The sequence below is a fragment of the Nocardia abscessus NBRC 100374 genome (assembly GCF_000308455.1).
GTDB classification, from domain to species: domain Bacteria; phylum Actinomycetota; class Actinomycetes; order Mycobacteriales; family Mycobacteriaceae; genus Nocardia; species Nocardia abscessus.
The window spans coordinates 1-22,170 of the sequence record NZ_BAFP01000065.1; the positions used below are offsets into that span (position 1 = coordinate 1).

Genomic DNA, 22,170 nt, shown 5'->3' on the forward strand with positions numbered 1-22,170 from the left:
GGCTCCGGTGCACTGCGAGGTGTGGGCGGGATTCATCTTCGTCAACCTCGCCGCTCAACCACCACAAACACTGCGAGAATTCCTCGGCCCCATGGTCACCGCGCTGGAGGGCTACCCCTTCGACCGCATGACCGACCGCTACTACTACCGGGCCGAGGTCGGTGCCAACTGGAAGCTGTACATGGACGCCTTCCAGGAGTTCTATCACGCGCCGGTGCTGCATGCGAAGCAGACGCCGGACAACTACTCCACCGCCGCCCAGCAGGCCGGATTCGAAGCGCCGCACTACCAGCTCGACGGTCCGCACCGGCTGGTCAGCACCTCCGGCGTGGTCGCCTGGGAACTCGACCCCACCATGCGCAAGCCCATGGAGGACATCACCCGCAGCGGGTTGTTCGGGCCATGGGAGAAGCCGGAACTGGGCCCGATGCCGCCGGGGCTGAACCCGGCGAAATGTGACCCGTGGGGGCTGGACTCCTTCCAGCTGTGGCCCAACTTCGTGATCCTCATCTGGTCCGGCGGCTGGTACCTGACCTACCACTACTGGCCGACCACACACAACCGTCACATCTTCGAGGGCAACCTGTACTTCGTGCCCGCGCGCACCCCCCGCGAACGAGTCGCCCATGAGATGGCGGCGGTCACCTTCAAGGAGTACGCCTTGCAGGACGGCAACACCCTCGAAGCCACGCAGACCATGCTCGAATCGCGCGCCGTCACCACATTCCCCCTCAACGACCAGGAGATTCTGCTGCGCCACCTGCACAAGGTCGCCGGCGAGTGGGTCCAGTCCTACCGTGACGAGCACACCGAGGTGGGCACCCGATGAGCGCCTTGCTGCCTGCGGAGTTCGCCGACCTGGAACCCTTCGCCGAAATCTGGTGCCTGGAAACCGAACCCGAACGCTACGCCCGGCGTCTGGCCAGCTCGATGGAGGACATGCAGCGCTTCTACGACGCGATCACCCCGCGCGCCGAAGCGGCGCTGAAATACCTCGACGAGTTCGCGCTCGACGAGCTGCCCGACGACGCCCGGCGCCTGCTGTGGCTGCTGTACTCGATGGTGATGGTCTCGTTCCCGGTGGAGGTGTGGAGCCAGCCTCGCGTCCCCGACTCCGGCGCGGCGATGCTCGACTGCCTGATCGAGCCACGGCCATGAGTACCGAGACCATCGTGCTGCGGGCCGCCCGCTGGGTCGATGTGGTGACCGGCGAGGTACACACTCCCGCCGTGATCGTGGTGCGCGGCGAATACATCGAGGCGGTGGACCCCACCGTGGAACCCGCCGACGCCACGGTGCTCGACCTGGGCGACACCACCGTGCTGCCCGGGCTGATGGACATGGAGATCAACCTGCTCATCGGCGGCCCGGAGAATCCTTCCGGGTTGCCCAGCCCGATGCACGGGGTGCAGGACGATCCCGTGTATCGCACGCTGCGTGCCACGATCAATGCCCGCACGACGCTGCTGGCCGGTTTCACCACCGTCCGCAACCTCGGGCTGATGGTCAAGACCGGTGGATACCTGCTCGATGTCGACCTGCACCGCGCCATCGAGCAGGGCTGGTTTCCCGGCCCGCGGATCGTGTCGGCGGGCCACGCCATCACACCGACCGGGGGACACCTGGATCCCACCATGTTCCAGCGCCTGGCCCCGCACATCATGCCGCTGTCGGTGGAGGAGGGCTTGGCCAACGGCGTCGACCAGGTGCGGCACGCGGTGCGGTATCAGATCAAGTACGGCGCGGGAGTCATCAAGATCTCGGCGTCGGGCGGGGTCATGTCGCACAGCACCGCTCCGGGCACCCAGCAGTATTCCGACGAGGAACTGCGCGCCATCGTGGACGAAGCCCATCGCGCCGGTCTGAAGGTGGCCGCCCACGCGCACGGCGACGCCGGTATCCGCGCCTGCATCCAGGCCGGCGTCGATTGCATCGAACACGGTTCGCTGGCCACGGACGACACCATCGCCATGATGGTGGAACACGGCACGTTCCTGGTCCCGACCAGTTACCTGTCCGAGGGCCTGGACGTGTCCAAGGCGCCGCCCGCCCTGCGGGAAAAAGCCGCGACCGTGTTCCCGAAGGCGCGGCGCATGCTCGGCAAAGCCATCGAGGCCGGAGTCAAGATCGCCTGCGGCACCGACGCTCCCGCCGTTCCGCACGGCGACAACGCCAAGGAGCTGTGGGCGATGGTCGATCGCGGGATGACCCCCGCCCAAGCGCTGCGCGCCGCCACCGTCACCAGCGCCGAACTCGTCGGCGCCGAGGACCGGGGCAGGCTCGCCCCCGGCCTGCTCGCCGACATCATCGCCGTTCCCGGCGATCCCACCCGCGACATCACCGTCACCGAACAAGTGCGGTTCGTGATGAAAGGCGGTGTCGTGCACAAGAACACGACCGCCGACATCGCCGCCGCCGTGCCCGCCCGATAATCCCTCACCGCCAGGAGAAGGCAGATGCCCACCGGAATTCTCTTCGTCGAATCGCGTCCGAACTCCGCCGAGGAGGCCGCCGCTTACCACGACTGGTACGAGAACACCCACCTCGCCGAGATGTGCAAGCTCGACGGCGTCGTCGCCGCCCGCCGCCTCGCCACCGTCGACGGCGACCCCAGCTACATCGCCCTCTACGAAATCGAGGCCGACGACCTCGAGGCCGTGCGCGCGGCACTCGGACAGAAGTCCCGTTCCGGGGAGATGTCCGCGCCGGTGGGCTTGCAAGTGGATCCGCCACCGGTCGTGCGGCTGCTGCGCGACATCGCCGCCTACCGGCCCTGACCCCGGACTGTCCGATGCGCGAACACACCAGCCTGTTCATCGGCGGCCAATGGCGGGCGCCCAGCACCGACCACACCTTCGAGGTGGTCTCACCGCACACCGAAACGGTGATCGCGCGGCTCGCGGCGCCGGACATCCGCGACGTCGACCTTGCCGTAGCCGCGGCCAGGGAAGCCTTCGACCACGGCCCGTGGCGGCGCTTCGGCGCTGAGGAGCGCATCGGCATCGTCCGCGGCCTCATCGACCGCTACACCCAGCGCGAGGACGAACTCGCGCGACTGATCACCGCGGAAATGGGCGCACCCCTACGATTCTCGCGCTCCGCGCACGCCCGGCTCCCCGGCGTCATGATGCGCTCGCTCGCCGACATCGCGGCGAACTATCCGTGGGAGGAGACCCGGCCCGGATACTTCGGCGCCGACATCCTGGTCTGTCACGAGCCCGTCGGCGTTGTCGCGGCGATCGTGCCGTGGAACATGCCGATGTTCCTCACCGTCGCCAAGCTGATCCCGGCGCTGCTGGCCGGATGCACCGTGGTGCTGAAACCCTCCCCGGAAACGCCCCTGGACGCCTACCTGATGGCCGATCTGTTGCAGCACAGCGGTCTTCCGCCGGGAGTGGTGAGCATCCTGCCCGGCGACCGCGATATCGGTGCGTATCTCGTCGCCCACCCCGGTGTGGACAAAGTGTCGTTCACCGGCTCCACCGCCGCGGGCCGCCAGGTCGCCGCCGCGTGTGCGCCCGCGCTGCGCCGGGTGAGCCTCGAACTGGGCGGCAAATCGGCGGCGGTGGTGCTCGACGACGCCGACCCCGTGCATGTCGCCGAGGGGATGAAGGTGGCCGCGCTCATGAACGGGGGGCAGGCCTGCGTGGTGCAGACCCGGATTCTGCTGCCCCGCAGCCGGTATCACGAGTACGTCGAGGCACTGAGCGAGATGGTGTGGGCGCTGCGCGTGGGTGACCCCTTCGACGAGACGACCGACATCGGTCCGCTGGTGTCCCGGCGTCAGCAGGCCCGGGTGCGCGACTACATCGACACCGGAATCCGCGAGGGCGCGCATCCGGCCGTCGGCGGCACGGACATGCCGACCGGCTGCGACCGGGGATGGTATGTCCGCCCGACTCTGTTCACCGATGTCGACCCTCGGATGCGGATCGCCCGCGAGGAGATCTTCGGCCCCGTCCTGACCGTCATCCCCTACGAGGACGACGAGGACGCGATCGCGATCGCCGACGACACCGACTACGGGTTGTCGGGCTCTGTCTGGTCGAGTGAACCGGACCGAGCGCTCGCGGTCGCGCGCCGAATCCGCAGCGGAAGCTTCGGCATCAACCAGGCCTACAGCATGGACCCCGTAGCGCCCTTCGGCGGAGTCAAGGCCAGCGGCATCGGCCGCGAGTTCGGCCGCGAGGGGCTGGCCGGATACCTGACCACCAAATCCGTGTCCGGCGTCGGATGAGAACCTCCCGCGCCCGGACAGAAAACCGCCGGAGGAATATCGTGCAACTCATTACCGATGTGGTGACCACCGACCACGTCTCCAGCGGCCGGTCCGAGCACTGCTTGCACACTGTCATCGCCCAGCGCGTGCAGGGCCTGCCGCGGCGATGACCGGCAATCCGTGGAAGGGAAGCAGACCCAGGCAGGAACAGGGCGAGGCACAGCGCGGCCGCGACCCCGGACAGAGCTCCGTCCTCTACTCGCTGGACCGATGGCGGGCGCACTTCCGCCGGTGCGGATTGCGCTATCGCCTGCTGGTGGTCGGCGGCTCCGCCGCGGAGGTCGTCCGTCACACCGGTGGCTGGCTGTTCGACCTCCGCGCCACGGGATGGGATGTGGTGGTGTCGATTCCGGATCCCAGTGGCGTGCGCGGACTGGAGATCCTCGGCGCGGTCGTCCTCGAACCCGGCAGCGAGCCCACCACGATCACCCGTGAGGTCAACCCGCACGTGATCGCATCCAACGCTTCGGAACACCTCACCGGAGTTCCGGGCGGTCGCGCGATCGACCACCCGCACTCCGACGGTTCGGTGACGGTGCATTGGGGCCCGTACCACCCGTCGGACGCGGCCGGCCACCTGCACCCGGCGCAGCACCGAGTCAGTCTGGCGGGCGCGGCATTCAAGGAACGGGCAATGCTCGCCATCGATCCCGACGCCGGCCCCGCCGCGACCACGGAGACATTTCGAACCGTCATGCGGCCACGTCACGAAGAGCTGCACCGCATCCTGGGTCTCACCTCCCTCGCGACATCCCTCACCAGCGGCAAGTGAGAGGGGCCGTTGCGGTGACGTATTCGCCGGAACGGCCGGCGCTCTGACCCAACGGCTTCCCGCTACCTGCCCATCTCGCAGGCCGTACGGCCGTACCGTCCCCGCGGTGATTCAGTCGGCCGCCGTCAGCAGCGGCGCGAGTTGGCGCAGCGAGCCCAGGTAGTCCTCGCCCAACGCCTGCAGCGCGACGTGGTCGGCACCCGCTTTCAGATGCTCGACCAGTTGCCCGGTGACCTCCACCGGGCTGCCGTGCACTGTGAGCACATCGACCAGACGGTCACTGCCCGGTTTGGTCACATCCTCTTCGGAGAAGCCGAGACGCCGCAGGTTCGAGACGTAGTTGCGCAGGCCGAGGTACATTTCCACCATCTGCCTGCCGACCTCGCGGGCCCGCTGTGGGTCGTCGTCGAGCACGAGTTTCTGCTCCGCGACCAGCAGGGCGGAGCCCAGGATCTGGCGCGCCCGCGTGGTGTGCTCGGGCGGGGCCAGATACGGCAGCGCGCCCGCGGTGCGGTCGCGCGACAGTTCGAGCACCTTCGGCCCGAGCGCGGCAAGCGCCATCCGGTCCTTCGGCACCCCGGCCGCGTCGAGCTCGTCGAGGTATCGCACCAGCGCGTCGAAGGGTTTTTCGTACGGCTTATCGGCTTCCGGATGGCCCGCGCCGATACCGAGCAGGAAACGACCGGGGAAGCGCTGTTCGATCCGGTGGAACGACTCGGCGACGGCGTTCGCCGGGGCCGTCCAGATATTTACGATGCTGGTGCCGACGATCAGTGTTTCCGTCGCCTCGAGCAAAGACTCGACCACCGGCAGGTCGGCGGGCGGCGATCCACCGAGCCACAGCGCGCTGTAACCGAGCTTTTCCAGTTCAGCGGCGTCCTCGGGGGTGAACCCGCGGTAGCCGCGCCATACTCCGAACCGTCCGAGACCATCGATCGCCATGAACGTGAACCTTCCTGTTGCCGTCGTCCATCCGGATACCGCTCCCCATTCAACTGTGCCAGCGCCGGTAGATCCCAGCGGCGCCACGGTGTAGCGGCACGCCGACGGTCTCGGGCCGACCATGCGCCTTACAAAAAATGTCCGCAAACTTACAAGAAAACGGTAGAGACCGGACGTTGCCGGAACCTATTGTGCGAGAAACGATTTCGGCAGTCTCCACACAGGAGGACATCGACCTGTCCGGACTTGGGTCAGCCCACGCGCCACCGGTGGACTCACATTCGTGAGCGGCCCCGGGGCCGACGTGAAGGCAACCCCCGGCCTGCCGGTTCACGACCCCGCGGTCGGCGGCAACTTCGACAACCCCATAGGAACCAGTGATGATTTCCGACACCGAAACCCTCCCGATAGCGTCGCCGGGCGACTTCGACGCTCCGCGAGTGCGTCTCTACTCCGAAGAATTCGCGGCCGATCCGCACAGGTTCTACCGGGAGATGCGCCGCCGTTTCGGCTCGCTGGCCCCAGTAGACCTGGCGCCAGGTGTCCCGGCCACCCTGGTGATCGGATATCACACTGCACTGCGAATCCTCCACGACCCGGAGCGTTTCCCCGCCGATCCGCGCATCTGGGAACGCGACATTCCCGCCGACTGTCCGATCCGGCCCATGATGGAGTGGCGGCCCAACCCCATTCGCAGCGCAGGCGAAGACCATACGCGGTACCGGTCGGCGGCAGCGAGTGCGCTCGGCAAGGTCGATCCGCACCGGCTGCACACGACCATCGAGCAGATCGCCATCCCGCAGATCAACTCGTTTCGCGAGGACGGGCACTGCGATCTGGTAAGCCAGTACGCGCTGCCCGTTATCTTCGGCACACTCAATGCGCTGCTCGGCAGCCCTTCCCTGATAAGCCAACGCGCGGCGATCGGGATGGCGGCGATCTTCGACACCGTCGATGCCGAGCGCGGCAATCAGATGCTGTCCGAGGCGATGGTGGAACTGACTCGGTTCAAACGCATCTATCCGGGCGCGGATGTCACCAGCTGGCTGATCGAGCATCCGGTAGGGCTGGACGACGACGAGATACTGCACCAGCTGGTGCTGCTGTACGGCGCCGGAATCGAACCGCCGCTGAATCTGATCGTGAACACCATACTGCTGCTCTTGACCGACGAGCGGTTCGCGGGCCGGGTGCTCGACGGGAGTAAGCCGACGCGGGATGCGCTGGACGAGGTGTTGTCCAACGATCCGCCGATGTCGAACTACTGCATCAGTTATCCGCGGCAGCCGGTTCTCATCGACAGCTCCTGGCTGCCGGCCCATCAGCCGGTCCTGATCAGCATGGCCGCCTGCAACAACGACCCTGCCATCCGGACGGGCGATGTCACCGACAACCGGTCGCATCTGGCGTTCGGTACGGGCCCGCACGCCTGCCCCGCACGCTCGGTCGCCGAGCTGATCGTGCAGGACGCGATCGACCAGCTGCTGGATGCCCTACCCGAGATGAAGTTGGCAGTGCCTGCGTCCCGGTTGCAATGGCGGCCGGGGCCGTTCCACCGGGCGTTGTCCTCGCTTCCGGTCATTTTCCCCAAGAGCCCGCCGATCCGTCCGGGCGGCAATCCGTAGACCAGGCGATCGCTGCGGGCGCTGCTGGGGCCGGCACCCCCTCAGTGATCGACCACACCACCGGATCCCCCGTCACCGCGACTCGGCACCTCGACGACCTTCTTGTAGGTTTGTGGTCGGTTTCGTAGCTTGCGGCGGTGTGCGAAAGGGGTTTCCGCATGACCGATCCGGAATACCGGCAGGTCCCTTTCGACATGCGCCGAGACGAGTCGAAGGCCGACCGGGCCGCGCGCTGGCACGACTGGCTCCATACCTGGCAGGGGACAGTGGGGCTCGCCTTCCACGACGACGACTTCAGCTCATCGGCGCTCGGCCAGAGCGTCGGTGAATTCCACATCGTCGGATTCGAATCCAGCGCCCTCGACTACCAGCGCTCGCGACGAGATGTGCGCTGCGACGGCGACTACGGCTACCGGCTCCTCATCCCGCTGGAAGGGAGTTTCAAACTCGCACAGGGTGATTCCAAGGAAATATTCCGCCCGGGCAAAATCTGCCTCTTTCACTGGGGCAGCCCTGTGTACATGACACACGACGAGACAATTCGTGCGTTGATCATGACCGTCCCCGAGAAATCGGTCCGCCTCGTCCGCCCCGGAGACGCCCCGCTCGCGCTGGATGAGACGCGTCCCGTGGTGCGCGCGCTCGATAGAGTGGTCCGTCAACTCGCCGACAGCCGAGAACAGTGGACCACAGCGGATTTCACCTACACATTTTCCAGTGCGCTGACGCTGCTCGAGGGGGGACTCACCCCGAAACGAGCCGTCACGCTGACAGGAACCGAGAAGGAAATCGAACGCGCGAAGGACGCTCGACGCGCACGTATCCTCATAGAACAGAAGGCGAGCGACCCCACGGTGACGCCGGAAGTCATCGCCGAAATGTGCGGGATGTCCCTGAAGACGCTGCACACCGTGTTGAAGGCGACCGAAGGCCGCACACCGGGCGCCATGCTGCGCAAGGTCCGCCTCGACCTCGCACGTCAGCGATTGTCCACTCCACTGCCCATCGACATGGACAGGATCGCCTCCGAGGTCGGCTTCACCACGACACGTAGGTTCCGGGAGGCATTCCAACGGCAGTTCGGGCAAACCCCGGCCCAGCTGCGCGAAGAGCTGTTCGGTATAGGCACCAGGGGATAGCCCGTACCCTGCCGAGGGGCGCCGTGCCGGACGAGTCTTCGGACCCGACCGAGGTCGAGACCGAGCCTGGGGATGGCGGCCGAACGGCCGGGATCGACTGTGGGGAGGATCACCGACCCGACGGGCTTACCATGGCTGGTAAATATCGGCATTGCGCCGGGACGCGAAGTGCGAAATCTTCAGCCTGGGACATTCCGAATCCTGACGACGAACCGATTCAGGCGATTTGGGGGAACTGCTCGTGAACTGCTCGCGGTCGAGGTCGCGCATACGCGCCTCCGGGGCTTGGGCCCGTCTGTCGTTCCCGGAGCACGGAGAGTGCCGTGACGCAGGCGGGGGATGAGGATCTCGCCGGGTTGGCCGATCGGATCGCGCACGGTCTGCGTGCGGTGGCGCCGTCCGGGTCGCAGCGGCTGGAGGCGTGGTTCGCGATGACCGTGGTCGCCGAATCGGCGGTGCTGGTGGCCGACGACGGTATCCGGTCGGTCCGGTGCCCCGTACCGGATGCGGTGTGGGATGCGGTGCGCCTGCATCGGCAGGTGTCGGCGCGGACCGACGGCGGGCCGTGGTGGCGGTTGCTGGTGCGCATCGATGCGGACAATGTCGAGGCCGCCGCCGATCACGGTGCGGTGCCGTTCCCCGGCGAGCAATTGTTCGCACCCGAGGCCTATCTCGCCGATTTGGAACGCTATCCGCGAGATCGGCTGCCGGTGTGGCTGGCGGCCTACCTCGGGCGTGGCGAACGTCGGACGCGGTCACCGCGCGCCGCCGCCGACGCGATGCGTGCGGACCGGCGTGCGGGTGTGCGGGCGGTGGCCGTGGACAACGAACTGCCGGAGCTGGCCGTGTTGTGGGCCCGGTGGGCGGTGCTGGCGGCGGCCTTCGTGGCGGTCGGGTCGGGGCAGGGGCCGCGGATCGGTCCGTCGGTGGGCATCTTCGAAGGCGCGGGACGCAGCGGTTCGACCCTGACGCTGCTGCCCGGTGACCGGGCCGTGCTGTCGGGTGGTGTGTGGGACGCGTCGGTCCTGGACGCCGCGTACAACGCGGGTGCGGCGATGCCGGAATTGTTTGCGGGAGCGCCGGATTGGGTGGCCGATCCGGCGCTCAATCCGCGGGCGGCAACCGGTTTGCTGTCGTTTTGTTACTGGTGGGAGGCCGGTCAGTGGTACCGGGGTGAGTCCGCGCCGATCCCGGAGTGCGCACCGGCGCTGCCCGCAGTGTGGACGGTAGGCACCGTGGCGAGCGTCGTCGGCAACCTGCTGGACGACCGGTTGGGTGGTACGTCGGACGCGGTCGAGTTGTTGGTGTCGGCCGCACAGGCCGGTGCGGTGACTCGCGAGGCGATCGTGCAGGTCTTCGGTGACGACATCGACATCGACATCGATGGTGCGATGTTCCAGTTCGTGCTGGCGGACCTGGACGCGAACCACGCCGAGGGGATCGGCGAAGCGGACGCGCTCGACCTCGTCCGGGATCACATCCGACGACAGGGTTATGACACTACGGGGTACCCGCTGTCGACGTTGCGGGCCGATCGCGTCAGCGTGGGCTGGGTGGTGCGTTCGCCGGTGCCGGACGGTGGAATTGCTCTGGACCGTGCGGTTTTCTATGTCGCCGACGATGGCGTTGTGGAGCGCTCGACCACGTCTGTGCCATTGTCGGTGTTCGTCACCGGTTTCGAGCGACGGTTCCGGCTGCGCGGCAACGACCGAGCCTGACCGGAGGGGGATCGCGGCGTGAACGGTGAAGTTCGGTTGGATCCGGACCGCCTGCGGGACCGGGGAGCGCGGCTGGGCGAACTCGGGGATCGCGTGGGGCAAACTCATGCGGGACTGCGCGATTCCCTGGCGCGTGCCGAAGGCAGCTGGGGCGACGACGATCTGGGTGTCGCGTTCGCCGGGGAGTTCAAGCCGCATGCCGATCAGTTGCTTGCCAATCTGCGGGCAATGCAGGAGAGCCTGCACAGTGTGTCCGCCGGAATGGTGGACGCGGCAAGCCAATTCGAAGCGCAGGACAGGTTCGGCGCCACTCTGGTCGGCGCTACTGCCGACGACCTGGCGCCGAACGGAGAGCCGGCGCAGCCGTGGCCGGACGGCAGTGCGGGCACGTCCCCGCTCGCGGGCGCACAGCCCGTGACGTCCGATCCCGTGGCGCCCTTTCCCGCAGCGGCAGACCCGGCGTATCCCCCGAACCCGGCGTATCCCACGAACCGCGCCGACCCTACCGAACGATCCGTTCCCGGCGGGTCGCAGACACCGGACGCGTCCGCGGGACGCCCACGCCCCACGCCGGAGGGCGGTCCGCAGCGGGATCCTTCGGATCGGGCAGGCCGAGATGCGGCCAGGGGAGTAGACGGACCGGGCAGCAGTAACTCCGGCAAGCCTGTCGGAGAACCCGGTCGCCGCCCTCCGGCGGTGTTCCCCCCGGCCGCCACCCGGGATTCACCTCGTGCCCCAGCCGGGCAGCAGGCAGCGGTCGGCCCACCGGGCGGTGTCGGACGGCGAGACACCCCGTGGTCCGGGCAGCCGCCCAGAACGGCCGGACCACCCGCAGGTGCCCAGCCGAGACCCTCGAGTCCTCGGTTCGATTCTCCGCCGCGGAAGCAGAAGCCCGCGGACGAATCGCCGCGCGGGCGCGATCGGCGCCGCTCCGGCGCGCGCTCGGTTACCCATCCCATGGTCGGCTGGCTGGCGCGGACGCTGGCCGAGCACCACGGCGTGCGGGTGGCCGGATTCGACACCCCTGGCTTGCAGGTGGCGGTCGTACGAGAATTCGTTGCCGCTGTGGACCGGGTGCTCACCGACTACCCGGTGATCTCCCTCGACGTCGTCGCGGTGATGGAACTCGATGCCGAATCGGCGCCGGTGTGGTGGACTGTCGAACCACGCGATACGCGGGGCACGGGCGGCGGTCGGTCGATCACCCTCGACCAGAGGACCGCGCAGGAGTCGGGGCGAGCGACCGGAACGGCGGAGTCCGACGCCGAGTCGGCGGAGCTGGGCATCTACCTGGCGACGCTCCGCGAATTCGGCCGTGCACTGGATTTCGCCGGTGGCGGTCTCGCACGCAGGCAGGCACAGCGCGTCCTGATCGCGGAGTACCTGCGTCTGGAGGGGCGACGCAACAGCACACTCGCCGAGGTGGTGAGCGGCTACCGGCGCTGGCGTGCCGAGTTGGCCGGGGACGCCGCGGACGTAGGCGGTTTCGACGTGAGCCGGGCACTCGGTGCCGCGTTCGCCGATGTCGTGCTGCGCGGCGACGAGGCGAGCCTCCAGGCGCGAGCCCTGCACGCGTTGCTGGTCGACGTGACGTCGCAGCGGGGGTAGGCGGTGCCGGTGGACGGTTCGTTGTCGCTGAACCCGGTCGTGGAACTGCGCACCTTGTTCGAGGGTTTGCCCCCTGTGGTGCGGCGCCCGATCGAACTGGTGGTATTCGGCGGCGACCTGCCGCGCGCCGACGTGTCCGGTATGCGGTGGATGGCCGGGGAGCTGCGGTCCAAGGCCGCCGCCATGAACGGTCACGCGGAGGATGCGGAAAAACTTCTGGTGCAAGAGGATTCGCTCGGGGCGCTGGGTGACCGAGTGCGCGAGATATTGCGTCTGCACCACGAGGGCGCGGCCAGGCTACGGGAGGAAGCGCTGGTCTTGGCCGATCAAGCACACGCGGCCGCCAACGATGCGGAGAAGACACTGTGCGTGATGTTCGCGTTCGGCGTCGAACTGGCCTGGCGCATCATCGCGACGCTGTCGGCAGCCGCCGCGGGCGGTCCGGCCGGCGAGCTTGCGGCGGCTCCCGTGGTGGAGTCGATGCTGATCGAGGGCCGAGCCAAGGTCGCGCTGATGCGCGCGGGTCTGGAGCAGGCCTACAAGGTGGGCGCGGCGAAGACGGCGGCACGGCTGTCGGCGTTGGGACCGCACCAGTTCGCGTTCGCGGTAGCCAAGGCCGCCGCGCTGCCCGCGGGCGTGGATCTCGGGGTACAGCTTATGCAAGTCGGTTCCGGCGACCGGAATACGACCGTCAAGGGCCCGAACGGGGAGAACCCGAGGGGTATCGATCTGAAGTCGGTCGAAGCCGCAGCAGTGTCGGGCGCCGGAGGTGCGATGGGCGGCATAGCCGCGGGCACGATCGCGCCCAGGGTCTTTCCGCGTCTGGAGACCAGCCGCTCGGCGCTCGGGTTGGTGCAGGGGGTCGCGGGCGCGGTGTCCGGTCTGGGTGCGGCGGCATTGATCACGGGCTGGCCGGAACACTTCGAAGACGTCCTGGCGTCGCTGCTCAGCGGCGGATTCGCCGGAGTCGTGGATGTCCATGGTGGCGCCCACAAGAATCTCGGTTCCCCCCTCGCAAAAGTGGTCGACGGCAGCGGGGCCTACATCCCTCCGGATCCTTCCACGGTGAATCTCAGCAAGGATGCCGTGCTGCGGCTGGCGGGGGCTCCCCAGGGTACGAAATCGCTGACGCCCGCTTCGCCTGTTCCGGTGGGCAGCAACGCCGACACCCCACGGTCCGCGAACTCGGCCACGCCCGGCCACGCTACGGGCGCCGGAGCATCGCAGCCTGGCGAGAAACTGGTTTCGTCGGGTCCGCCAGGAGGGAAAGGCGATGGGCAGCCCGAGCCGGACGAGTCGGGAGACCTGACGCGGCGTCTCGCCGATTCGGGATCGGGTGAGCAGGCTCCGGCGGCGGATGGACACGCGAGCGGTCAGGCGGGGCCGGATGGGCAATCGGGGGAGCCTGATTCAGCTGCGCGGCAGAGTGACCGGGCATCGGCAGATCGCGCCGGCGATGGGCCGCCCCCCGTAGACATCCCCGCCGGTGGCGATGAGCCCTCCAGCGCCGCTGCACGAACCGGTGGAAATGCGCAGGGCGGGAGTGGCGCTGCGCAGACCGGTCATCCTGCGCAGGGCGGCGGTACGCAGACCGGTGGCGCCGGCAATGCGCAACCCGGGGACGGCGGGCAGGCCGGTAGTGGCGGCGGTGCGCAGGCTCGCAATGGGCAAGGCGGTGGCGGTGCGCACGGTGTCGGCGGTGGTGGCGGTGCGCAGGCCGGTGGCGCTGTTCCCGGTGCTGGTGGTGGTGCGCAGGTTGGGAGTGGTGTGGCTGCCGGCGCGGTCCTGTCGGGCGCGGGCGGCAACCACTCCGGTTCGGACCCGCAGCGATCGGCGGATCACGGCGAGGACGACGCGCCCGCGGTCGGTGGCAGCCGGAGCGCCCGGGCTCCGGTCGGCGACGGGGCGACTGGACACGAGCCCGCGGTTGCGCGGCCGGGGCCGGGACCGGCGAAGGTCGATCCGCCGGCGGAGGCGGGCGATGCGTCCGGCCGCCATGGTGCGGGCGGGGAGGGCCCGGCGCGGGTTACGGCGCCGAAGCAGGCGGACCTACCGCCGGCGCACGAGCCGTCGGTGGAGCGCTCCGAGGATGCGGTGCCCGCTGACGCTCGCCCGTCCGTGCAGGACGGACCCGACCGTCGGGCGGAGCAGCTGGCACAGGAACTCGTGGGGTTGCCTTCGGCGGATCCGGCGACGAAGCAGGACCTTACCGCCGAACGGCAGGCGCAGTTCAAGGCTGCGGCGAAGAAGGCGCTGGCGTTGTATCGGCTGCGGCAGGAGGAGCTGGCCGGTGAGTCGTGGGAGCAGCGCAGGCACGCGATGGAGCACGGCGATCGAGTGGAGTCGCTGCTGCGGTACATCGACGCGATGCGGGAGGGGACCGGGAAGACGCCGCGGTGGAATCAGATCAAGGCGTTCCTGCTCGGCGAGCACGGGTTCATGCGTCAGATGGGCACGGGGCAGGGCAAGTCCATGGTCGGTGCGCTGGATACGTTGTGGCAGTTGTCGCGCGGGGAGCCGGTGGAGCTGGCGAGCGGTGAATCGGTGCGGGTGCATCATGTGATCACCACGACCGAGGTGCTGGCCAACGAGGGAGTCCGGGAATTCGCACCGGTGCTGCGCAGTCTCGGGTACGAGGTCGCGCGCTGGGATCCGCACAATCCGCCGGGCGAGGCGCAACGCCCGACCGTGTACTACATGACCTACGACGAGCGCGCGACCGCCGAGCTGTTCGACCGGCCGCCGCCGGGGAAGACCGCGACCATCGATGAGGCGGACGCGGTGCTCGTGCACAACCAGACGGTGCACTATCAGTCCGAGGGGCAGCGGGAGATCGCCTCGGAGGTGGAGGCCGCCGGGGTGTACCGGGTGCGTGACTTCTTGAAAGCCGTCTTGCGCAGCAGAATCACGGCGGCGAAGGATCTGTCGGTGCATCTCGAAGAGGCACTCCACGATGGGCCGTTGACGGCGGAGCAGGCCGGAGCGGTACGGGCGATGTCGGCGGAGGAGGTCGGGGCGGCACGGACGCTGACGGCGCGGTTGCTGCGCGAGCAACCCGAGCAGTGCCTCGACACGGTGAGCCGGTTGTGGGAAAGCTACGCCGGGCGGAAATTCACCGCCGAGGAAACCGAGATGGCCCGTGCTTTCCTGGACGTCAAGGCGGGCCGGTTGAAACTGAATCGGGATTTCCAGGTTTTCGGAGAAGGTTTCGAGAAGAAGCTCCAGATTCTCGACGAGTACGGGAAGCCGCGAAGCGATCCGAAGATCGGCACCGAGAGCCGGTGGTTCGGAGGACGCCACAAAATGGTGGAGGCGATGTTCGGTGCCCCGGTGTATTCCGATGGGACGGGATCGAAGCAGGTCACCGTGGAGGACGTGCTCGGCGGGTACGAACATCTGCATCTGATGTCGGGCACGCTGGAGCGGACCGCGGCGGAGATCAAGGAGAATTTCCCGGTCGAGGGTGGTTTGGCGAAGGTGGAGGACTTCGGCCGGTCGAAACTGGTGGGGGAGGAGGATCGGATATTCCTCACCGAGCCGGAGAAATTGCGGGACGCAGTGGTCCGGGTGCAGCAGTTGCAGGCCGAGGGGCGGCCGGTACTGGTGATCTGCCCGTTCAACGATCTGGCTCGGAAGTTCTCGCTGATGCTGACCAAGGCGGACGTGGAGCACGATGCGATCGATGCCCGGTGGTTCGCCGAGCACCGCGACAACAATGCCGCCGAGGAGCACCTGCTGTCGGTCAAGGACACCGCGGGTGTTCGGGGCGCGGTGACCGTCGGCACGGGGATGCTCGGCCGGGGTTTCGACGTGTCGATCAGCGACGAGGTCGATCAGCTGGGCGGGGTGCACGCGCACATGCTGGGGCGTTCGCCGACCAATCCGGACGAGGACCATCAGTGGTCGGCGCGTGCGGGACGCAACGGCCGCAACGGGAGCTTCTGTTTCAACGTCGCCGCCTCCGATCGCCTCTACAGCGATGCGCAGCAGCACAGTGCGCGGGTCGCGGTCACCCACTACCGAGCCGCGGTGGCCAAGCACGCCGAGGCCACCGCCGAATACACCGAAACCGCCCGTCAGGTGGGTGATACGGATGCGGCGCAACCGGGGAAGTCCGTGCAGGAAGCGCGGACGAAGGTCGCGGCCACCGCGGCCGATGTCGCCGCGGCCGAGCGGGAGATGCGCAGCCTGACCTCCCCCCTGCAGAACGACGCGGCCGACCGCACGTATCTGCAGCGTGCGATGCGCCGCGCCAACCAGGCCCACGCGCCCCCGGCCACAGGAGATCTCGCTGCCACCTCGGCCACCTCGCCCCAGAACACCATCGCCGCGGGCGTCCTGCACACCGGGCCGGGCGCTGCCCATACTGCGGCGGGCGTTGGCCAGACCAGGTCGGACACCGGCGACGCCGGGGCGGGTATGGACCGTGCCGCGATGGAGGCCCTGCATGCCGGGCCTGACGCCGTCCAACCGCACCTGCGGGGGGACCGGTTCGCGCGGCTGGCCGGATGGCTGGGGATTCCCGCATCGGTCCAGGCCGCCGCCGCGATGTTCGACACCGACGATGACGACGACCCGTTGAGCCGACTGCTGGAACGAGCAGGCGTCTCCTCCGCTGCTGTGGAAGCGCTGAACCAGCACCTCGACTACGCCCCGTCCGCGGCGGTGATTCGGTCGGACGCCCTCACCGACGAGCAAGCGCTGAATCATTTGACTCCGCAGCGCAACCGGCTGGCCGCCGAACTCGGCTGGGAACCTCCCCAGGTCGCAGGCGCGGAGGGCGTGCGCCAAGTCGGCGCCACCGTCGATACGGCCCGCGAAGAGTTGGCGGACCGGCTGGGCGTTCCCGCCACCGAGGTGAACGCCGCCACCGCCCGCGACGTGCTCGCCGACGCGGCCGCCCGCGTTCTCGCCCCCACCGAAATTGCCGACGACCCGGCCACCGAACTCCTCGTTTTCGCCGCTTCCACTTACCTGGCCGTCACCGCCCTGCTCGACCTCATCGTCGCCATCCACCAGCGCAGCCCGAAGAGCTGCGTCAACAACGGCGTGACAGTGATGCGGGTGCTGTACCCCGATAACGAGCACGCCTACCACATGCCCGACGACATGCCACTGCGAGGCCATGACGCCGAAGACACGCAGCGGGCCTTCGGCGGCGCCTTCCGGGCATTCGGGTCGCTGGACGAGGCCGCCGAATCGCTGAAAGAGTGCCCCGGCGGGAGCCAGGCGCTGGTCTACAAGTGGATGAACAAGGGGCAAGTCGAGAGCCACTTGGTGTTGCTGGTGAACGACAGCGATCGGCGCGACGCCCCGAATCTGGTCGTCGTGGACATTGCGGCCGCTCCGGGCCAGGTGCCGATCACCCCGGCGGATCTGGCGGGGCGGCCCGAGCTGCTGAACAAGGCTGTCCCGTTCCCGCAGTGGCGGCGTGCGCAGCAAGCGCTCATCGAACGACTGAAGGAGGCCGATCGCGGCGTTTTCGCCATCGAGTTCGACCACAAAGGCCAACCCCTCGCCCGCGTTTCGGCAACACAGCGTTCTGCTGTCACCTCCCAGAACCCCGGACTTCCCCCACCATCGCTCTGGTCGAGCCGGGCCCCACCGCTGCGGCGGGACGAGTTCGCGCTCGCCGGTCATCGCCCGCCCGGCGACGGCTCCCTACCGGACAGCTCCGTCCCGGCCGATACGAGTGAACCGGATACGCAGCCCTCGAACGTCGGCTCCGGCCCGGCGATGCCGCAGGACGAGCCGGCAAGGCGCGGCACGGCCGCGGACTCCGTGGCAGGCCGCATCGGTAGCAGGCCACCGGCGGGACGCGACCGCGAGCCGACCTGGTACGAGCGCATTGCGGCGGGTTTCACTGCTGCTGATGCGGAGAGGGCAGCCGCGCAAGGCGGCACACCCGAACTGGGCTGGCTGACGTCCGTGTTGGGTGTGCCGACCACGTATTTCGATTCGCCGGTCGGTATGACCGTGCTCGGCGAACGCCCCGAAGACGCCCTCGTGGCCGACATTCTGTCGTTGTGGCATCGCCTCGGCGCACTCGCCGCCGAATTCGAGAACCGTGGCTTCGGGCAGTGGTACGAGCGCACCATGCTGCGGCTGACCAGCTGGGTGGTATCGACGCCGGTACAGCGGTACCGGAACTTCTACGCGGCCGAACAGGGCGGTGTCGACGACAGGCGTGTCCCTCTCGGCGCGTCGGGCGAGGTCGGTCTGGCAGGAAACCTGCACGCCGTCTTGAAGACATCCCAGGGCACACCGGGCGGTGGGGTGATGTTCGACGAAATGTGGGATGAACTCGGCGATATCGTCCACGGGATCGAGGGCTACTGGGTGCGGGATCGCCTACATCTCACCGATAATCTCGACACATTCAACGCGGGCATCCGGAGGGGACTGTCACCGGAAGACGCGGCGCGCGCGACGTTCACCGGAAAGATGGCCGACCGCAGAGGGTTCACCGAGGTCGTCGTCGGCGACCTGGACGGCGAACCCGGTGACTATCACAAAGCCGAAGTGACCTTCGTTCGGCCGAGCCGCCTCTGGGAGGTGCGCTGCCGCACGCTGGCGCACCAGACCGGAGTCCAGTTTCCGGAGCTGTTGAATCGGGCGGGCTGGTCCGCCGAAATCGCCCGCCTGCGTGAGCATGCCGCCCGGCAACACGCGTCGATGCGGCGTACGCGCTCGCACCGTCCGGGCGACGCCGGGGTCTCCGCGGACTGGTTGAGCTGGCAGCAGGCGATCGAAGCGAAGGTCGCGCGGGTCGAGCAGCTGGCCGAGTGGGTCGCGCGGTGGTGGGCCGAGCAGGACGCGCAGGATCACACCGCCGTCGCCGCGGTCGCCGCCGATGTGGTGCGGCGCCACCCCGGTGCCCGGTGGGTGACGCCGAATACGGTCCTGCTGCCGAGTCGTACCGTCGTGGTGATCGCGGAGGAGGGCCGTCACGACGACGCCCTGACCGACATGCTGCTGCGCAATATCGAGCTGCGCGCCGAACTCGGTACCGCGGGCTACGATGTGCGACGGCTGAAACCCGTTGTCGATTACGATGTTTCGGGGAACCCCGCCGTGCGGGCGGAGGACCTCGGAACGGCCCGTGTCGGCGGGATGCGCGGGCCAGGTGGTTACATAGGCAGCCGGCCACGGGAAGAGAGCTCGTCCGCCGGTCCCGACTTCCAGGACTTGGTGCTCGCGGGCAGGGCATCCGGACCAGCGGAGCGTTCGCTGGTCGAGGATGCGCCGGGAGTGCGGGTCGAGTCGGTGACCTTCGGCAACGGCACCCGGGTGTTCGCGGAGACGTACGCCGACCCGGTCGCCGCTCTCGAGCAGGTGCTGCAGCGGAAAGTCGCTGCGATCATGGATGCGCCGGTCGGGCGTACCTGCCTGATCCTGGAGGACGACACCGTCTATCGGGAGATCGTTCCCGGACAGCCGGGCAACAGCCTGCCGGCACTGGATCAGGAGATTCTCGGCTCGCGCTCGGCCACGCGGCTCGGCCTTTTCGACGCGGTGACCAGGACGAACCGCGCCGCGCGAGAGTGGAGTGCGGGCCCGGACAACGAGGTGAGAGGTGGTCGCGCCCCATCCGCGATCGACGCGACGCCGACCGGTGCATTCGCCGCGATGTTCGTGCGGCAAGTCGACGGCCGCGAGGTGTGGCAGCACCATGACCTGCCGAGGTCGGAGCTGTCGACCATCCGGGAGCGGGTGGCGTACCTGCAATCGTGGATCTCGGGTCTTCCGGTACCCAACGAGTACAAGCCCGCGCTGCATCGCATACATGGCCGGTACATGGACGCGTTGGCGGAGGTGGAGTGGCGCGCCGCGCGCACGCCGGACGAGATATCGCATCGCGCCGGGCTCCAGGTCGAAGCGCAGGCCAAGGCGCGGCTGGTCGAGGCGTTCAACCTCGACTACCCGCACATCACGATCGTGGGATTCGAACATCCGGATGTTCCCGCCCACGTCGTCGAGGAGATCCTCGGGGCGCTGGACGAAATGCTCACCAGATTCCCAAGCCGTACCAACATCCGGGGACTGTGGATCGATTACCTGGGTGACGAGAACGCGGGCGCCGCATCTTTCGCCCAGCGCGACTCCGAATCGACGTTTCGGACCCTGGGAATACAGTTCAGCCTGCGCAATGCGAGCAGGCCGGCATGGACTGTCGAACGCGGAATCGAAATGCGCGAGCGCGGTTTCAATCCGATCGGTGACCGGCCGTTCCACCACGATGCTGTCCACGAATTCGTCCACGCGATCGATGCCGTGGAACTCCTGTCGGTGACCCTGCGACAAGTTCTGCACGAGACCTGGTCCCGGCTCGACGAACTGGGCCTGATCCGAGAACTCGAGCAGACCTGGCTCGCGCGACTGCCCGTGTACGCCTTCGCCGACGAAACCAAGGCTCAGCTGCGTGAACACGAGGCCCTCGCGGTCGGGTTCGCCGAGACGGACATCCACGGCGCGGCGGTCGGCACGCCGCAGTGGGCGATCCACGAGTACGTCACCGCCGGTCGGCCACCGCAGATCACCCCCGACCTCGTCATCGCTCTCCCGGCGCAGGGGAATCAACCCATCTCGGCCTCGGCTGCCCACCCGGAGGGAACAGGCGACGCCGACCTGACCCGGCCGTCTCGTGATCCCGATCCCGACGCGGTGCCATTCGGATCGGAGGCCGTCGTCCCGGTCCTCGGCCCCGGCCAGGGGCCGCCCGGCTTCCTGCAAGAACAGCGGGGCTTGCGGCGGCAGAACGAGGCGGCGATCGTCCTCGCTCGGGCCGGGTTCCGAGTAGAGCAGCACCCCGTCGAATCCGGCGCGCGTCTGCCCGACTTCCGTATCGAGGGACGGCTCTTCGACTGCTATTCGCCGGCCACCGGCAAGGTCAGCAATATCTGCTTCGAAATCCGCCGCAAGGTGTATGTGAAACGCCAGGCCGAGCGAATCGTGGTGAACCTGGCCGACTCGACGGCCGACCCGGGCGAATTGGCTCTGGCGTTGCGTCGGCACCCGATACCGAACCTGCGCGAAACACTGGCCATCGACCGGCACGGCACCGTGCTGCGGCTGTGGCCGGGATCCGTGACTGTCGTCGGGAGCCGGCCGGACACGGGCAACGACGGATTCATCGGCAGCAGACCACCGGAGCGCACGCCCGCGCCGCTCGACTCGCGGCCGGATTCGGCGTTGACGAGCGATGTACGCCTGCTCAACGAGGAGGTGCGAGCCGGGCGGGGACCGCTTCGTAGCGAGCATTTCCCGGTGCCGGGGTTGCGGATGAGGAGCAACGATCCGGGCAGAAGCGCGGCCTTGCGGATGTTCTCGCTCTGGCAGGCGTATGTGGCCAATCGCGGATTGGGAAAGCTTGTCAGCCGGTGGGATTCGGCGCCGACTCCGGCGGTGCGTCGCAGGGTGCTGGCGGAACTGTACTTCTGGATATCGCAACAGCGCTACATGCGGCAGGTGTGGGCCGTCGGGCGCGACCCGAGCGTGGTGGGGGAACACGGGGAAAGCCATCCCGACTACTTCCGCACCAGGCTGAGCGACGACGCGCCCAATACGGACATGGTGGGTCACCTGGTCGGTCTGCGTGCCGGGGTTCGCCGCGATCCGCAGACCGGGAAGTGGCACGGCGGCGTCGGGACACCGGCGTTCTGGACCACGCTCGCGATCGGCCGTCTCGTCAGAAGCCGGATGGACGTCGAGGCGCCGGGCAGCAAGGTGTTGCAGAACGTCGTGGAGCTGCCCGGTGGCGCCCGTGTCGACGGGAACGTCCTGTACGCGCTCGAACGTGGCCGGTTCGTGATCGAGACCGCGCAGGCCGGCGATCAGCGGACGATCTTCGATGCTGCCCTGGCCGAACTGGCCGCAGCTCTCGACCAGCGGTCGCCGCAACCGTCTGTCGACGTGCTGCGGCGTTTCGCCGACGCGGTCTACCTGCTGTTCCAGGCGCCGCTGATGACGCGGGGCAGCGGCTCGAACAGGGAAGGAAGCAGAAGGACGTCGCGCAAGCGGCCGGCCTGACCAATGCGGCACTGTCCAATATCGAGAACGGGCGACGGACCTCACTGGGCACTTTTCA

Annotated in this window: 12 protein-coding genes; 11 read left to right on the forward strand and 1 reads right to left on the reverse strand. The window is 68.3% G+C overall.

The genetic code is table 11. The features are described 5' to 3' along the window. The 6 genes from ON19_RS13000 to ON19_RS13025 all read left to right on the forward strand — a co-directional run. Window positions 1-829, forward strand: an 829-nt coding sequence (locus ON19_RS13000; protein WP_043690798.1) for an RHO alpha subunit C-terminal catalytic domain-containing protein, incomplete at its 5' end; no start/stop codon positions are given. Continuing rightward, window positions 826-1,158, forward strand: a complete 333-nt coding sequence (locus ON19_RS13005; protein WP_043690799.1) for a hypothetical protein — start codon at window positions 826-828, stop codon at window positions 1,156-1,158. The genes ON19_RS13000 and ON19_RS13005, both read left to right, overlap by 4 nt. After that, window positions 1,155-2,432 (forward strand): metal-dependent hydrolase family protein, encoded by a 1,278-nt coding sequence (locus ON19_RS13010; protein WP_043690800.1) that lies wholly within the window; start codon window positions 1,155-1,157, stop codon window positions 2,430-2,432. Before ON19_RS13005 ends, ON19_RS13010 begins: the two co-directional genes overlap by 4 nt. Before the next feature lie 24 nt (window positions 2,433-2,456). Next, entirely contained in the window at window positions 2,457-2,777 is a 321-nt protein-coding gene (locus ON19_RS13015; RefSeq protein ID WP_043690801.1) for a DUF4286 family protein, read from the forward strand. A 14-nt stretch (window positions 2,778-2,791) separates the two neighbouring features. Then, window positions 2,792-4,237 (forward strand): aldehyde dehydrogenase, encoded by a 1,446-nt coding sequence (locus tag ON19_RS13020; protein WP_043690803.1) that lies wholly within the window; start codon window positions 2,792-2,794, stop codon window positions 4,235-4,237. A gap of 148 nt (window positions 4,238-4,385) precedes the next feature. Next, window positions 4,386-5,051 carry a hypothetical protein gene (locus ON19_RS13025; protein WP_043690807.1) on the forward strand — a complete coding sequence of 222 codons (666 nt, stop codon included), beginning with the start codon at window positions 4,386-4,388 and terminating at the stop codon, window positions 5,049-5,051. 111 nt (window positions 5,052-5,162) lie between these two features. Here the strand turns inward: ON19_RS13025 and ON19_RS13030 are convergent, their stop codons facing one another. Beyond that, window positions 5,163-5,993: an LLM class F420-dependent oxidoreductase gene (locus ON19_RS13030; RefSeq protein ID WP_043690808.1), complete on the reverse strand. Its 831-nt coding sequence runs from the start codon at window positions 5,991-5,993 to the stop codon at window positions 5,163-5,165. A gap of 380 nt (window positions 5,994-6,373) precedes the next feature. Between ON19_RS13030 and ON19_RS13035 the strand changes: the two genes are divergently transcribed. The 5 genes from ON19_RS13035 to ON19_RS13055 all read left to right on the forward strand — a co-directional run bounded on the left by ON19_RS13035 (window position 6,374) and on the right by ON19_RS13055 (window position 22,112). Beyond that, window positions 6,374-7,618, forward strand: coding sequence for a cytochrome P450 family protein (locus tag ON19_RS13035; RefSeq protein ID WP_043690809.1), 1,245 nt, complete (start codon window positions 6,374-6,376; stop codon window positions 7,616-7,618). A 158-nt stretch (window positions 7,619-7,776) separates the two neighbouring features. Continuing rightward, the gene (locus ON19_RS13040) at window positions 7,777-8,757 is read left to right on the forward strand and encodes a helix-turn-helix domain-containing protein (RefSeq protein WP_043690810.1); all 981 of its coding nucleotides are present in this window, start codon (window positions 7,777-7,779) and stop codon (window positions 8,755-8,757) included. Window positions 8,758-9,080: 323 nt separating this feature from the next. Next, a complete protein-coding gene (locus ON19_RS13045; RefSeq protein WP_227954774.1) occupies window positions 9,081-10,475 on the forward strand; it encodes a hypothetical protein in 1,395 nt (464 codons plus the stop codon). A gap of 18 nt (window positions 10,476-10,493) precedes the next feature. Beyond that, entirely contained in the window at window positions 10,494-12,083 is a 1,590-nt protein-coding gene (locus tag ON19_RS41820; protein WP_157229687.1) for a hypothetical protein, read from the forward strand. Window positions 12,084-12,092: 9 nt separating this feature from the next. Next, window positions 12,093-22,112 (forward strand): preprotein translocase subunit SecA, encoded by a 10,020-nt coding sequence (locus ON19_RS13055; protein WP_157229688.1) that lies wholly within the window; start codon window positions 12,093-12,095, stop codon window positions 22,110-22,112. Window positions 22,113-22,170: the final 58 nt, after the last annotated feature.

Bases quoted from the DNA above. Each gene is read 5' to 3' on its own strand.
- ON19_RS13005 (WP_043690799.1), top strand. From the start codon at position 826: ATGAGCGCCTTGCTGCCTGCGGAGTTCGCCGACCTGGAACCCTTCGCC.
- ON19_RS13010 (WP_043690800.1), top strand. From the start codon at position 1,155: ATGAGTACCGAGACCATCGTGCTGCGGGCCGCCCGCTGGGTCGATGTG.
- ON19_RS13015 (WP_043690801.1), top strand. From the start codon at position 2,457: ATGCCCACCGGAATTCTCTTCGTCGAATCGCGTCCGAACTCCGCCGAG.
- ON19_RS13020 (WP_043690803.1), top strand. From the start codon at position 2,792: ATGCGCGAACACACCAGCCTGTTCATCGGCGGCCAATGGCGGGCGCCC.
- ON19_RS13025 (WP_043690807.1), top strand. From the start codon at position 4,386: ATGACCGGCAATCCGTGGAAGGGAAGCAGACCCAGGCAGGAACAGGGC.
- ON19_RS13030 (WP_043690808.1), bottom strand. From the start codon at position 5,993: ATGGCGATCGATGGTCTCGGACGGTTCGGAGTATGGCGCGGCTACCGC.
- ON19_RS13035 (WP_043690809.1), top strand. From the start codon at position 6,374: ATGATTTCCGACACCGAAACCCTCCCGATAGCGTCGCCGGGCGACTTC.
- ON19_RS13040 (WP_043690810.1), top strand. From the start codon at position 7,777: ATGACCGATCCGGAATACCGGCAGGTCCCTTTCGACATGCGCCGAGAC.